Annotated in this window: 10 protein-coding genes; 8 read left to right on the top strand and 2 right to left on the bottom strand. The window is 71.0% G+C overall.

Going from position 1 to position 14,822, the window contains the following annotated elements:
* Window positions 1–22: 22 nt before the first annotated feature.
* Complete coding sequence (rsmI, locus tag AC1DB1_RS12275) at window positions 23–838, top strand: 16S rRNA (cytidine(1402)-2'-O)-methyltransferase (RefSeq protein WP_477200956.1); 816 nt, start codon at window positions 23–25, stop codon at window positions 836–838.
* 336 nt (window positions 839–1,174) lie between these two features.
* Here the strand turns inward: rsmI and AC1DB1_RS12270 are convergent, their stop codons facing one another.
* Complete coding sequence (locus tag AC1DB1_RS12270; protein WP_477200955.1) at window positions 1,175–2,749, bottom strand: HNH endonuclease signature motif containing protein; 1,575 nt, start codon at window positions 2,747–2,749, stop codon at window positions 1,175–1,177.
* 231 nt (window positions 2,750–2,980) lie between these two features.
* Here AC1DB1_RS12270 and metG point away from each other — a divergent pair, with 231 nt between their 5' ends.
* From metG to AC1DB1_RS12250, 4 genes are read left to right on the top strand one after another with little or no spacing between them, the layout of a single operon-like run.
* The gene (gene metG / locus AC1DB1_RS12265; RefSeq protein ID WP_271175304.1) at window positions 2,981–4,570 is read left to right on the top strand and encodes a methionine--tRNA ligase; all 1,590 of its coding nucleotides are present in this window, start codon (window positions 2,981–2,983) and stop codon (window positions 4,568–4,570) included.
* A complete protein-coding gene (locus AC1DB1_RS12260; protein ID WP_271175303.1) occupies window positions 4,567–5,496 on the top strand; it encodes a TatD family hydrolase in 930 nt (309 codons plus the stop codon). The genes metG and AC1DB1_RS12260 overlap by 4 nt, the downstream gene beginning before the upstream one ends.
* Entirely contained in the window at window positions 5,493–6,338 is an 846-nt protein-coding gene (rsmA, locus tag AC1DB1_RS12255) for a 16S rRNA (adenine(1518)-N(6)/adenine(1519)-N(6))-dimethyltransferase RsmA (protein WP_477200954.1), read from the top strand. The genes AC1DB1_RS12260 and rsmA overlap by 4 nt, the downstream gene beginning before the upstream one ends.
* A gap of 44 nt (window positions 6,339–6,382) precedes the next feature.
* Window positions 6,383–7,315, top strand: coding sequence for a 4-(cytidine 5'-diphospho)-2-C-methyl-D-erythritol kinase (locus AC1DB1_RS12250; RefSeq protein WP_477200953.1), 933 nt, complete (start codon window positions 6,383–6,385; stop codon window positions 7,313–7,315).
* A gap of 230 nt (window positions 7,316–7,545) precedes the next feature.
* On the opposite strand, the gene AC1DB1_RS12245 is transcribed toward AC1DB1_RS12250, so the two are convergent.
* Window positions 7,546–10,512, bottom strand: coding sequence for a helix-turn-helix transcriptional regulator (locus AC1DB1_RS12245; protein ID WP_477200952.1), 2,967 nt, complete (start codon window positions 10,510–10,512; stop codon window positions 7,546–7,548).
* Between the two features lie 143 nt (window positions 10,513–10,655).
* On the opposite strand from AC1DB1_RS12245, the gene AC1DB1_RS12240 reads away from it, so the two are divergent.
* The 3 genes from AC1DB1_RS12240 (at window position 10,656) to AC1DB1_RS12230 (ending at window position 14,777) form a co-directional block, all read left to right on the top strand.
* Window positions 10,656–12,500 carry an ABC-F family ATP-binding cassette domain-containing protein gene (locus tag AC1DB1_RS12240; protein ID WP_477200951.1) on the top strand — a complete coding sequence of 615 codons (1,845 nt, stop codon included), beginning with the start codon at window positions 10,656–10,658 and terminating at the stop codon, window positions 12,498–12,500.
* A gap of 92 nt (window positions 12,501–12,592) precedes the next feature.
* Window positions 12,593–14,215, top strand: a complete 1,623-nt coding sequence (locus AC1DB1_RS12235; RefSeq protein WP_477200950.1) for an acyl-CoA dehydrogenase family protein — start codon at window positions 12,593–12,595, stop codon at window positions 14,213–14,215.
* An 85-nt stretch (window positions 14,216–14,300) separates the two neighbouring features.
* Complete coding sequence (locus AC1DB1_RS12230; protein WP_477200949.1) at window positions 14,301–14,777, top strand: pyridoxamine 5'-phosphate oxidase family protein; 477 nt, start codon at window positions 14,301–14,303, stop codon at window positions 14,775–14,777.
* Window positions 14,778–14,822 lie beyond the last annotated feature (45 nt).

Here is a 14,822-nt window from a genome sequence, read left to right as displayed (position 1 = left end):
TGCGCCTGAGAGACTGGGGACCATGATCATCCTGGCCGCGACCCCGATCGGCAACCTCAAAGACGCCTCCCTGCGGCTCATCGAGGTGCTCGGCGAGGCCGCCGTCGTCGCCGCCGAAGACACCCGTGTCACTCAGCGTCTGCTCGCCGGCCTCGGGATCGCCAACCGCCCGCGCCTCATCGCCCTGCACGATCACAACGAGCGCGACAAGGCCGGCGAACTCGTCGAGCTCGCGCGCGAGCAGGACGTCGTTCTGCTCTCCGACGCCGGAATGCCCACCGTCTCCGACCCGGGATTCCACCTCGTCGAGGCCGCTGCCGCCGCCGGCGTCGGCGTCACCGCCCTCCCCGGCCCGAGCGCCGTCATCACCGCGCTCGCCGTCTCCGGCCTGCCCACCGACCGGTTCACCTTCGAGGGGTTCCTTCCGCGCAAGCACGGCGACCGGATGAGTACCCTCCGCGCCCTTTCCGGCGAACGCCGCACCATGGTCTTCTTCGAATCGCCGAACCGGCTCGCCGCCTCGCTGCTCGACGTCGCCGCAGCCCTCGGCGACGATCGCCGTGTCGTCGTCTGCCGCGAGCTCACCAAGATGTTCGAAGAGGTCAAGCGCGGAACCGCCGCCGAACTGGCCGCCTGGGCCGCCGACGGAGTGCGAGGCGAGATCGCCATCGTCATCGATGGTGCCCCCGAGCGCGTCGTCGACCTCGACACCGGCGTCGCCCAGGTACTCGCCCTCGTCGCCGATGGCACACGCCTCAAAGACGCCGCCGGCGAAGTCGCCGAGGCGACCGGTCTCGGCAAGCGGGACCTCTACCAGGCCGCACTCGACCGCCGCTGAGCTGCGCTGGCTCGCTGGGCGGGCCGGCTGCTGCTGTGCTGTCTCGTGTGTGCTGACCTGACCTGGCTGGCCCGACTGGCTTGGCCTGGACTGACTGGCCGGCCTAACTGGCCCGGCCTGACTGCATGACTGACCTCACCGGGCTTCGCCTGGCCCGACTGCCCTGACGTGCCCTGGCCCGACTGCCCTGACGTGCCCTGGCCCGACTGCCCTGACGTGCCCTGGCCCGACTGCCCTGACGTGCCCTGGCTCGACTGACCTGAGCCACCCTGCCCTGACGGACCTGACCCCGTCGATATCTTCCGCCCGCGCCGCGTGGAACCGACCACGCAGCCATTACGCAACGCGCTCGGGTAGTGCGATCCGGCCGCCGCGGCGCGGTCGACGGGACAGGTCGACGTGTTCGGGCGGGATGAAGTAGGGCACGTTCCGCCTGACCTCGATCTGCCAGCCGTCGTCGTGGACGCGATGGTGGTGACGGCTGCAGAGCAGGACCCCGTTGTCGAGGTCTGTCGGTCCGGCGTCGGCGTCCCACCAGCGGATGTGGTGCGCTTCGGTGTAGGACGGCGGGTGCGGGCATCCGGACCACGCGCACCCTCCGTCGCGCTCCGCGAGGGCGAGCCTCTGTGCGCGGGAGAAGAGCCGCCGCGATCGGCCGAGGTCGAGGACCTCGCCGGCTCCACCGAGCACGACAGGGATGATCTTCGCATCAGCCGCCATGCGTCGCACGGTGGCGGCGCTCACGGGCGCCTCGACACCATCGATCTCCCCGCGCCCGCGGCCGGAGACGAGGGCGTCGAGTCCGATGCGCACGACCACGCTGACGGGCGGGTGGCCTGCCACGGCGGGCAAGGAGCACGATGCCAGGTGCCGGAACACCTCCGTCGCCTCATCCGAACGGATCTGCGCAAGGCTACGAGTCTCGGGAATCGCGGTGAGCTCGGCGAGCGCGTCGCCGGACGACGCGGTGAACGATGGACCGGAAGCACCGGAAGCACCGGAAGCACCGGAAGCACCGGAAGCACCGGAAACACCGGACGCACCGGGTGCACCGCCCACTCCCGGGTCGCCGAACTGCACGCGCCTGAGCTGCGCGCCGACCAGCGTGTCGATCGCGGTGACCACGGAGGCCGCCGACTCGGGGTCGAGGTACCAGTCCACGTGGGTCATGCCGTCGGCGGTCGTGGTGATCGTGAGTGAGCGGCGGCGTCGCTGGCGGTCTTCGCGGGGCTCGATGCCGTCTTCGTCGAGGCGGTCGCGCACGTGTGCGGCGAGCACGCGGGTCTCTTCGACGGAGAGGTCGGGCGCATGCTCCACGAGCAGCCGCTCGCCTTCGGCGATCGCGTCGACGGAGCAGGACGGCGCCGCCTTATTCAGCTCGCGCACGATGACGGCCGCGTGGTGGACGCTCACGCCCCGGACTGCGCCTGCAACGGCGCCGCCTGGGGCAGCAACGGCGTCAATCTCACGGTCGGCGGCAGCCGGCATGGCCAGCGGCTCCGCGATCGCGGCTGCCAGTACCGGGAACGGCGCCGGAAGAACCTCGCCGAGGATGCTCTGCCTCGGTGCGACGCCCTCGGCCACCCGGCAGAGCTGCCGTGCGGCGGGGAGCGGCAGCCGCCACCGCTCGGCCAGTAGCGTGGCGGGGGAGGCGTGGCTGGTGTGCTTCACGGGATTGTCGTCGTCGAGCACCACGGAACGCCGGACCACCTCGCCCGTGACGGCCACTTTCACCGCGTCGAGCACGGCCTGCGCCTCACCGAGATCGGTCACGGCCTTCAGCAACTCGTCGCGCGAGAGCGGGAGTGGCATCGGGTGAGGCGAAACGGACCCGGCGGTCGCCACGAGCTCTCCGAGCAGCGCGATGCACGACGCGAGTTCGCGAAATGAAGCGGCCGGGTTCGTGGTCATGAGTCCATCGAATCAGGTGCCACCGACATTCTGAGTCGCAAATATCACTCTTGATCAGCAATTTTGCCTGTGGACAACAGTGGATATCACCGCCCTGTGGAGGCGGGTTCACCCCACAGCATCCAGGCACCGACCACCCCACCGGCCTCCACAACCCCACCGGCCCGACACTGATCCACACCCGCGGTAACACGCCGAACCACGCCCCTGCGCGCCCGTAGGATAGACAGCATGTCCGACGGCTCTTCGTTCTACATCACCACGCCGATCTTCTACGTGAACGATGTCCCGCACATCGGGCACGCCTACACCGAGGTCGCCGCCGATGTGCTCGCCCGCTGGCACCGCCAGGCCGGCGACGACACCTGGCTCCTCACCGGCACCGACGAGCACGGGCAGAAGATCCTGCGGACGGCCACCGCCAACGGGACCACGCCCAAGGAGTGGGCCGACCGTCTGGTGAGCACGGAGTGGCTGCCCCTCCTGAAGACCATCGACATCGCCAACGACGACTTCATCCGCACCACCGACGTGCGTCACGAGCAGAACGTCCAGCGCTTTCTGCAGAAGCTGTACGACGACGGCTACATCTATGCCGGTGAGTACGAGGCCCTGTACTGCGTCGGCTGCGAGGAGTTCAAGCCGCAGAGCGAGATCATCGACGGCACGGGGGAGTACGAGGGCCAGAAGGTCTGCGCCATCCACTCGAAGCCGCTCGAGCTGCTGCAGGAGAAGAACTACTTCTTCCGCATGAGCCAGTTCGCCGATGCGCTGCTCGCCCTCTACGAGGAGAACCCCGAATTCGTGCAGCCGGAGTCGGCGCGCAACGAAGTCGTGAGCTTCGTGCGGCAGGGGCTCAGCGACCTGTCGATCTCGCGCTCGAGCTTCGACTGGGGCATCAAGGTCCCGTGGGACGAGTCGCATGTCGTGTACGTCTGGTTCGACGCGCTGCTGAACTACGTCACTGCGGTCGGCTACGGGCAGGACGACGAGAACTTCGCGCGCCGGTGGCCGGCGACGCACATCGTGGGCAAAGACATCCTGCGATTCCACGCCGTGATCTGGCCGGCGATGCTGCTGGCGGCCGGGCTCGACGTGCCGCACCGTGTGTTCGGTCACGGCTGGCTCCTCGTCGGCGGCGAGAAGATGTCCAAGTCGAAACTGACCGGAATCGCGCCGACGCAGATCACCGACACGTTCGGGTCGGACGCCTTCCGGTATTACTTCATGCGCGCCATCAGCTTCGGTCAGGACGGCTCGTTCAGCTGGGAGGATCTGGCCGCGCGCTACCAGGCGGAACTCGCGAACGGCTTCGGAAACCTGGCGTCGCGGGTGATCGCGATGGTCACGCGATACTTCGAGGGCGTTGTGCCGCCGGCCGGCCGTTACGAAGAGGCCGACCTCGCGGTGCAGGCCACGATCACCGACGCGACGGCGGCGGCGGACGCGGCCATCGAGAAGCTCGCCATCCACGACGCGCTGTCGGCGATCTGGACGATCGTCGACGAGCTCAACGGCTACATCACGGCCCAGGAGCCGTGGTCGCTCGCCAAGGACGAGACACAGCGTGAGCGCCTCAGCACGGTGCTGTACACGGCGTCGGAGGGCCTGCGCGCCCTGGCGGTGCTGCTGTCGCCCGTCGTGCCGGTGGCGACGCTCAAGCTGTGGCAGGCGCTCGGCGCGGAAGACGAACTGGGCGCGCTCGACGAGCAGCCGATCCGCTCGGCGGGCGACTGGGGTCAGCTCCCGGCAGGCACCACGGTGAACGGGCTCGAGGCGCTGTTCCCGCGGATCGACGCGGACGCGGTGCCCGGCGCATGACCGATCCGGCGTTCATCCGGCAGCGTCACGTCACCGATGGACGTGACCTGGAGTATCCGCCGCTGCCGGAGGCGCTCGTCGTGCCCGTGTACGACAACCACACCCACCTCGAGATCTCCGACGGCACCGACCCGCTCGACTACCGCGAGCAGCTCGACCGCGCGTCGAGTGTCGGCGTGCGCGGCGTGGTGCAGGTGGGCAACGACGTCGAGACGTCGCGCTGGTCGGCAGAGATGGCCGCGATCGAGCCCCGGATGCTCGCCGCCGTCGCGCTCCACCCCAACGACGCCCCCGACTACGCGGAGCGCGGAGAGCTCGACGACGCACTCGCGGTCATCGCGGAGCTCGCGACCCGCCCCCGCGTGCGTGCCGTGGGCGAGACGGGCCTCGACTTCTACCGCACGGAGGAGGGGCCGCGCCGCGACGCGCAGTTCCGTTCGTTCGAGGCGCACATCGAGATCGCGAAGCAGAACGACATCGCGCTGCAGATCCACGACCGGGATGCCCACGCCGACGTCGTCGCGACGCTCAAGCGGGTCGGCGCACCCGAGCGCACCGTCTTCCACTGCTTCTCGGGCGACGTCGCGCTGGCCGAGGTGTGCGCCGAGAACGGCTGGTACATGTCGTTCGCCGGCAACGTCACGTTCAAGAACGCCGGAAACCTCCGCGCCGCGCTCGAGGCCGCACCGCGCGCGCTCATCCTGGTCGAGACGGATGCGCCGTTCCTGACGCCGACGCCGTTCCGCGGGCGCCCGAACGCGCCGTACCTGATCCCGCACACCCTGCGCGCGATGGCGGACACGCTGGGAACCGACGCATCGACGCTCGCCGCGCAGATCAGCTCGAACACCGAGCTCGTCTACGGCCGCTGGGATGCCGAACCCGTCGCCTCGCCCCCGGCGACGGCGATCGGACCTCTCGCGTGAGCGAGCTCCGCCTCCTCGGGCCGGCCGAGATCCGCGATCTCGCCGAGCTGCTCGACGTCACGCCAACGAAGAAGCTCGGCCAGAACTTCGTCATCGACGCCAACACGGTCAGGCGCATCGTGCGGGTCGCGGGCGTCCAGCCGGGCGACACGGTCGTCGAGGTCGGACCGGGCCTCGGCTCGCTCACGCTCGGTCTCCTCGAGGTCGGCGCGACCGTGATCGCCGTCGAGATCGACCGACGGCTGGCGGCGCAGCTGCCGAAGACCGTCTCCGCCCTCGCTCCCGATGTCGCCGACGCCCTCACGGTGATCCACCAGGACGCCATGACGATCGAGGAGCTCCCGCAGTCCCCGACGCGACTCGTGGCGAACCTCCCGTACAACGTGTCGGTGCCCGTGCTGCTGCACTTCCTCGAGCATTTCGACAGCATCCGGTCGGGCGTGGTGATGGTGCAGGCGGAGGTCGGCTTCCGCGTGGCGGCCGACCCGGGTTCCAAGGTCTACGGCGCCCCGAGCGTGAAGGCCGCCTGGTACGGCACCTGGCGCACGGCCGGCAATGTGAGCCGCCAGGTGTTCTGGCCGGTGCCGAACGTCGACTCGGTGCTCGTGGCGTTCGAACGGCACGACGAGCAGCCCGGCGACGAGGCGTTGCGCCGCCGAACGTTCGAGCTCGTGGATGCGGCGTTCCAGCAGCGGCGCAAGATGCTGCGGCAGGCGCTCGCACCGGTCTACGGCGACTCGGCCACGGCATCCGCAGCGCTCGAAGCGGCCGGTCTCGCGCCGACGGACCGCGGCGAACAGCTCGGGATCGCCGACTTCGTCGCGCTCGCCCGAGTGCCGTAGGCGCGTGGAGTAGACGACCGGCCGAGCGCCTGTAGGTTGGAAGCATGAACTCGTCGCCGGCTGAGATGGTGCACGTCAGAGCACCGGGCAAGATCAACGTGTTCATGCGGGTCGGCGCGGTGATGGACGACGGGTATCACGACGTCGCCACCGCCTATCAGGCCGTCTCGCTCTACGAAGACGTGCGCGCCTACCCGGCCGACGACTTCTCGGTGGAGTTCACCGGGTCGGTCGACACCTCCGACGTGCCGACAGACGGCACGAATCTCGCCATCAAGGCCGCCAGGATGCTCGCCCGCAAGACGGGCTACACCGGCGGCGTGCGGCTCGAGATCGACAAGCACGTTCCTGTCGCCGGCGGCATGGGCGGAGGCTCCGCCGATGCCGCAGCGACACTCGTGGCCTGCGACGCGCTGTGGGGCACCGAGGCGTCGAAGGACGACCTGCACGCCCTCGCGGCCCGGCTCGGAGCCGATGTGCCGTTCGCACTGCTCGGCGGCACGGCGATCGGCACCGGACGCGGCGACCGGCTGAGCCCCGCGCTCGCGATCGGGCAGTTCCAATGGGTGCTCGCCCTCCCCGACAGCCAGCTGAGCACGCCGACCGTGTACACCGAACTCGACCGTCACCGTGAACGCCACCTGCGCGACATCGCGCCGGCCCAGGTGAAGCCCAGCGTCGACACCGCGGTGCTCCAGGCGCTCCGCGCCGGCGACCCGCACATGCTCGCCGAGTCGCTCACGAACGACCTCCAGGCGCCCGCCATCCACCTCGCGCCGGAGATCGGCGAGGTGCTCGAGCTGGGCGAGATGAACGGAGCGCTGGCCGGGATCGTGTCGGGGTCGGGGCCGACCGTCGCGTTTCTGACGGCCGACCTCGACAGTGCCCTCGACCTGCAGATCGCACTCAGTGCGTCCCGGCTCACCGCCGTTCGGGCGACGGGGCCGGTTCACGGCGCTCGCATCATCGGCGACTAGAGCGATCCGCACGCGCACGGGATGCGGGTCCCGAGAGGCGTGCCATCCGGAGATGCCCGAACGCGGCGCGCATGTCGGGTGTTGAGACGATTCGTCGAGGGAAGCGTATCCATGCGGTCCGGGACGGGCATCCCGGCTGGTGTTTCCACGCTAGCGAGCGCCGCGGAGACGCTCCCAATCGTGACGGGAAAACCGTCAACAGTTGACGGGCACCGTTCGAACCGCTCCGCTCAGCCCTTGCGCGGACGGCTGGTGTGCTGCCCGCCGGGATGCGGCCGCGGATCGCCCGACGGATGCGGGAAGTCCGGCGGCCGTGGCGACGTCGTGCGCCGCGAGCCGCGGGGTGAACTGAGCTTGCGCAGGTCGCGGCGCGAGGTCAGCTCCAGCTTCGCCAGGATGTTGCGCACGTGGAAGTTCACCGTCGTGACCGACACGTAGAGCCGCTCGGCGATCTCCTTGTTGGTCATCCCCGCCGCGAGCGCGTGCGCCACCTGCCGCTCACGTGTGGTGAGGGGCGCGAACGGATCGTGGCGCTCCGCGACCGGCCCTCCGGGGTCGGCCACTGCCGGCTCCGCGAGCAGGTGTGTGCAGCGGGCGAGGTAGGCGGGAGCACCGAGTCGGCGGAATGCGCCCGCCGCCGTCTCGAGCAGTGCGCGCGCCCGCTCCGGGTCGGTTCCGAGCGTGAGCAGCAGGCGGCCGGCATCGAGCGCGGCCACCGCGTGCGGGAACGGGAACAGGGCGGAGCCCGGTTCCTCCAGAGATCCGAGGTAGGACGCGACGGCCTCCTCGTGGCGCCCTTCGGCTTCGAGAACGCGACCCTCGAGCCAGCCCAGCGAGCCGTAGAACGGCCGCCAGAGCCGGCGCGGGTCGCGGCACGCCTCGAGGGCGGCCCGTGCGTCGTCGGCACGGCCGAGGGCGGCGAGGGCGTCGACGCGGTAGGTCGTCCATCCGAGGGTGGAGGCCGGAGTCGCGACCTCCTCCGCGGCCTCCGTCGCGGCGAGCTGAGCCGCCGCATCGCCGAGAGCACGCGCGAGTTCGGCGCGGGCGATGAACGGGATGTCGCCGTCGTACGAACCGGCGAAGCCGAGGCGGGCGCGCGAGGCCGAGCTCAGCCGCTCTTCGACTGCGGCCGCCTCGCCACGGCCGGCGCGCACGAGCGCCGAGGCGGTGAGCGCGATCGGCCAGCCGGACAGGTCGGTCTCGTCGAGCGCGAGGGCCACCGCGGCGTCTGCGAGCGTCACGGACTCGTCCCACTCCCCGACGAGGAAGAGCACGTGGGCGTAGATGGTGCGGGCGAAGCCGGCCGTCCAGCTCGACGGGAAGCGGCGCACGAGGCCCGCCGCCCGCGCGAGATCGTCGCGGGCGCGTTCGATGTCGCCGGACAGGATGAAGACGCGGGCGCGGGTGACCAGTGCGTCGGCGGCCGCGGGGGACTCCTCGCCGTCGAGCAGCTGATCCAGCTCGGCGACCAGGGCCGCGATGAGGTCCCCGCGGCGCATGTGCCCGGCGGCGATGAGCCCCCAGCCGAGCAGGCGGAGCAGATCGTCGTACGGCTGGGCGAGCCAGCGCAGGGCCGGGTCGGAGATCTCGGAGGAGTCGGTCGGCGCGGCGGCGATGTGGTGGCGGCCGGCTTCGAGGTAGTCGACCGTTCCGGCCATGTCGCGCGTGGCCATCAGGATCTTGGGGATCGCCTCGGCGACGTGCGACCGGATGGCACGCTCATCCGGTGTCGTGGCGGGAGCGGCGTCGATGGCCAGCGCGAGCGCGAGGGCGCCCGGGATGTCGCCGGTGAGGGTGCGCAGCTCGATGAGCACGGCATCGCGGGTCGGTGAGGCGGGCAGGGCCTCGATCGCCGGGGTCAGATCGAAGATGCGCTCGTGCATCCGGGTGCGCATGGCGAGCAGACCGATCTCGAGCAGCGCGCGTTCGTGCTCGTCGCCCGGAGCGGCGAGGTGCACGGCGGAGCGGGCGTAACTCATCGCCTGGTCGGCCTGGCCGCGGTCGGCGGCGAGCAGGGCGGCGGCGAGGAGCTCGGTCACCAGCGTCGGGTCGGCCGTGTCGGCGGCCTCCACCCGGTGGCGGAGCGCGCGATGGCCCGACAGCACCTGGGCGGCCACCCGGTGGATCTCCACCCGGCGCTGCAGCGGCAGGTCTGCGGCGATGGCGTCGGCCAGGATGGCGTGGGCGGGTTCGACCCAGACCACGCCGTCGTGCTCGGTGGAGCGAACCAGACCGCGTGCCACGGCGCCCTCGGCGTCGACCGGCGTCCCGAGACGCGCGGCGACGGTGCCGAACAGGGGGAGGGGCAACGGGTCGCGCAGCACCGCCACGAACTCGGCGGCATTGCGCACGGAGACGTCCGCGCCCTCGAGTGCAGCCGAAACGGCCGTGGAGAGCGGAGTGATGGCGGAGACCGGGAGGTCCCAGCCGGCCGGATGCAGCGCCTCGGCGAACGTGTCGCGCAGCTGGCCGAGGAGCACGCTGAGCAGCAGCGGCGAACCCTGCGTCGCTTCGGTGAGGCGCGTCGCGGTGCGACGGGAGACGGCGTGACCCAGCAGGTGGGCAGCGAGTTCCTGCGTGTCGGCGACCGTGAGCGGCGTCAGCTCGATGCGCGCGTGGTTGACGGTCGTGGCCGCGACATCGTCGAAGAGCGAGACGACGCTGTTCGCGACAGGACGGGAGGCCGCTGCGAACAGGAACGACTGCTCGGCGAGCCGGCGCACCACGAACCGGAGTGCTCTGGCCGAGGCCTCGTCGACCCACTGGGCATCGTCGACGACGACGCAGACGGGTGAGCGCACGGCATCGATCGCGTCCAGCAGCAGGCGTCCCACCGTGATCGGCTCGTCATCGGGCCGCGGGAGGGGGACCCTGGTCCCACTGAGCGTGTTGAGCCCGCGCACGAGCCGCTCGACGGTCGAGTAGCTGAGATCGGACTCGAACGAGTCGGCGTGCACCCGCAGCACCGTCCAGCCTTCGAGGCGTTCGGCGATGTCGGCCAGCAGTGCCGTCTTGCCCAGTCCGGCCTCGCCCGTGACCAGGAGCGCGCCGCCCTGTCCGAGGGCACGGTGGGCCACCAGGAGCACGGTCTCGCGAGCACGGTCACGGCCGAACAGGGGCGCCGAGGGCGGATTCGCGGCGTCGTCGGTCACGGTGATTCCCCATCCTGACCGGCCGGGCGATGTCGGGTCGTACACGGACCGATCCTTGTGATCCTCGCACACCGTGCGGCGCACCGGGATCACCCGTCCGGGGGCATCGGCGGGGCATCGGCGGGGCATCGGCGAGGGCGGCGGCAGGAGCGTCGCGCCCAGGCGACGCCGGTAGGCTGGAGACCCTCATGGCACACCTCCTCGGCGCTGAGTCGCTGCACCTCGAATTCCCGACCCGGGTCATCTTCGACAGCGTGACCGTCGGCATCAACGAGGGTGACCGCGTCGGCATCGTCGGCCGCAACGGCGACGGCAAGTCGACCCTGCTCTCGCTGCTCGCCGGACGCCTCGAACCGGACTCCGGGCGCGTCACCCGCCGTCGCGGCGTGAGCGTCGGGATGCTCGACCAGGGCGATGAGCTCGACTCCGCGCTCACCGTGGGGGCGACCATCGTCGGCGGTATCGACGAGCACGTCTGGGCGGGCGATGCGCGGGTTCGCGACGTGCTCGGCGGCCTGGTGGCCGACATCCGGTGGGATGCGACCGTCGGCGAGCTGTCCGGCGGCCAACGCCGTCGCGTGGCGCTCGCCGCGCTCCTCGTGCAGGACCACGACATCCTGTTCCTCGACGAGCCCACCAACCACCTCGACATCGAGGGCGTCGCGTGGCTGGCGACGCACCTGAAGAACCGCTGGCCGGCGAACGGGGGCGGCCTCGTGGTCGTCACCCACGACCGGTGGTTCCTCGACGAGGTCTCGACCGCGACCTGGGAGGTGCACGACCGGCTGATCGAGCCGTTCGAGGGCGGCTACGCGGCGTACATCCTGCAGCGGGTCGAGCGCGACCGCATGGCATCGGTGATCGAGAACAAGCGGCAGAACCTGATGCGCAAGGAGCTCGCCTGGCTGCGCCGGGGAGCCCCCGCCCGCACGTCCAAGCCGAAGTTCCGGATGGACGCGGCGGCGGACCTGATCGCGAACGAGCCGCCGCCGCGCAACGCGGTCGAGCTCAACCAGATGGCGACGGCGCGCCTGGGTAAGGACGTCGTCGACCTGCTGGACGCGACGGTCGTCTACCCGTCGGTCGACAGCGAGGGCGAACCGACCCAGAAGACCGTGCTGCGCGACATCGAATGGCGGATCGCCCCCGGTGAGCGCACCGGCATCCTGGGTGTGAACGGCGCGGGCAAGTCCACCCTGCTCGGCCTGATCTCCGGCGCCGTCGAGCCGACGGCCGGCCGCGTCAAGCGTGGCAAGACGGTGAAGATCGTGAGCCTCACCCAGCAGCTCTCCGAGCTCGACGACGTGCAGAACGACCGCGTGAGCGCGGTCATCGCCGGCAAGCGCACCACCTACCTCGCCGGCGGCAAGGAGATGACGCCCGGGCAGATGCTCGAGCGCCTCGGATTCACCACCGCGCAGCTCTCCACCCCCGTCAAAGACCTCTCCGGCGGTCAGAAGCGGCGGCTGCAGCTGCTGCTCATCCTGCTCGACGAGCCGAACGTGCTGATCCTCGACGAGCCCACCAACGACCTCGACACCGACATGCTCGCGGCGATGGAAGACCTGCTCGACTCCTGGCCGGGCACGCTCATCGTCGTCTCGCACGACCGGTACCTCATCGAGCGCGTGACCGATCAGCAGTACGCCGTGATGGACGCCGCGCTGCGCCACTTGCCGGGCGGCGTCGATCAGTACCTGCAGCTGCGTCGCGGCCAGGCGTCGTCGGCCGACGGCGGGGCGCCGGCGCTCGCCGCGACCGGCTCCGCCGCATCCGGATCGACGGGTTCCGCTGCGGTTCCCGGCCTGAGCGGCGCGGAACTGCGCGCGGCCCAGAAGGAGGTCTCCTCGATCGATAGGAGGCTCGGCAAGCTCGCCGATCAGGTCGCCGCCGCGCACGAGCGCCTCGCCGAGCACGACCAGGGGGACTATGTGGGCATCGGCGCCATCACCGACCAGCTGCGTGCCCTCGACGACGAGATCGCGACGCTGGAGACCCGCTGGCTCGAACTCTCGGAGCGGCTGGAGGCCTAGGCGTCGCGGGCCGCTCGTCGCAGGCCGCTCATCGCGCGACGGCGCGCATCCGGTACCGCGCTACGGCGGCGGAACGTTGGATGATGAGGGGCATGAGCACTCACGACGTGATCAATCAGCCGCCCGCACGCGTCGACGTCGACGAGTTCGCCGCGAACGTCCCGCTCGTCGAGGGGGTGGAGCGTTACGACGCCGGCTGGGCCGTGCCCGGACTGGGCGGCGTGGGGAGACTGGTCGGCAGCGCTGCCTTCCAGCGGGACGCCGAACGGGCATCCGTGCACGAACCCGAGCTGCGGGCGTTCGACCGCTGGGGCAACCGGATCGACGAGGTCGAGTACGACCCGTCGTATCACCGCATTCTCGGTGAGGCCGTGGCGGCGGGGGCGCACACGAGCGCCTGGGAGCGGCCGAGGCCGGGAGCGAACGTCGCGCGCGCCGCGACGTTCATGCTGTTCGCGCAGGTCGAGCCTGGGCACGCCTGCCCGATCTCGATGAGCCATGCGGCGGTGGCCGCGCTCGCCGCGACGCCCGAGCTGGAGGCGGCCTGGCTGCCGCGCCTCCTCAGCCGTGAGTACGACGGGCGGCTGCGGCCGGAGAAGACCTCGGCGCTGTTCGGCATGGCGATGACCGAGAAGCAGGGCGGCTCGGATGTGCGCGCGAACACGACGCGGGCGATCGCGGCGTCGGAGGGCCGGTACCTGCTGACGGGGCACAAATGGTTCTGCTCGGCGCCGATGTCCGACGCATTCCTGGTGCTCGCCCAGACCGCGGCGGGGCTGGGCTGCTTCGTCGTGCCGCGGGTGCTCGACGACGGCACGCGCAACGTGTTCGCCATCCAGCGGCTCAAGGACAAGCTGGGGAACCGGTCGAACGCGTCGAGCGAGATCGAGTTCGACGGAACAGTCGGCTACCTGCTCGGGGAGGAGGGCCGCGGGGTGCGCACGATCGTCGAGATGGTCAATCGCACGCGACTCGACTGCATCTACGGCAGCGCGGCCGGGATGCGCCAGTCGGTCGCCGAGGCGGCCTGGCACGTGCGTCACCGTCGCGCGTTCGGCGCCCGCCTGATCGACCAGCCGGCGATGACGGCCGTGCTCGCCGACCTGGCTCTCGAGTCCGAGGCGGCGACCGCGGTGTCGCTCCGGCTCGCCCGCGCTCACGACGACGACGCCTCGGATGCCGAACGCGCATTCCGCCGGCTGGCGACGGCCGTCACGAAGTACTGGGTCTGCAAACGCGGACCGGGGCACGCCTACGAGGCGCTGGAGTGCCTGGGCGGCAACGGCTACACGGAGGCGTTCCCGCTGGCCCGGCGCTACCGGGAGCAGCCGGTGATGGCGATCTGGGAGGGCTCGGGCAACGTCATCGCGCTCGACGTGCTGCGCGCGGTCACCAGGGAGCCGCAGAGCGTTGATGCGTTCGACGCTGAGCTGTCGGCGGCGCGCGGCCGCCATCCCGTGTTCGACGAGCACCACGACCGGATGCGGGCGCGCCTCGCCGAGGTCGCCGGCGTCGATGAGGCGGAAGCGGCCGGCCGGGTGCGCTCCCTTGTCGCCGGGCTGGCCGTGGCGCTGCAAGCCTCGCTGCTGCTGCAGACGGCCCCGGAGGCGGTGGGGAGGGGCTTCGTCGAGGCACGTCTCGGACCGGCACGCGGATCCCTCTACGGTGAGCTGCCGCGCGACCTCGACCTGACGGCCATCGTCGACCGCGCCTAGCGCGTACGGTGTGGGGCGCCAGGCGCGTAGCACGCTGCGCGTAGCGCGCTGCGCGTAGCGCGCGATCGGCGACGGAGGGAATCGCATGATGGACCGCACAGCCAAGGACCGCACAGCCATCGAACGTCTGCTCGAGACGAACCGCTACCTCGTGCTCGGCACGTCGGACGCGACGGGAAGGCCCTGGGTGTCCCCGGTCTTCTTCGCAGCGTTCGGCACGGACCGGGTCTGCTGGGTGTCGTCACCGGACAGCCGGCATTCACGCAACATCGCCGAGCGAGCGGCGATCGCGATCACGGTCTTCGACTCGACGGTCGCCGTGGGCCGGGCCGAGGCGGCGTACTTCGACGCCGAGGCCGGGCGAGCCGCGCCGCCCGAGGTGGAGGCGGCGCTGCGGGCCCTCAATGCGCGGCTCCCCGGTGACAAGCAGCTGGTCGTCGACGACCTGCAGCCGGCCGGTCCGCTGGTGGTCTACCTGGCCGAGTCGCGGCACCGCTACGTGCTCGTCCGCGGCGGCGACCCCGACCACGGCAACGACCTCGACATGACCCTCGAGGTCTGAGGCCGACGAGCCCGCACTGACGAGCCCGCACTGACGAGCCCGCAC

The organism is Leifsonia sp. 10N434 (assembly GCF_056394405.1).
Note: the sequence above shows the minus strand (reverse complement) of the source record. Positions and strands in the feature narration are given on the sequence as shown.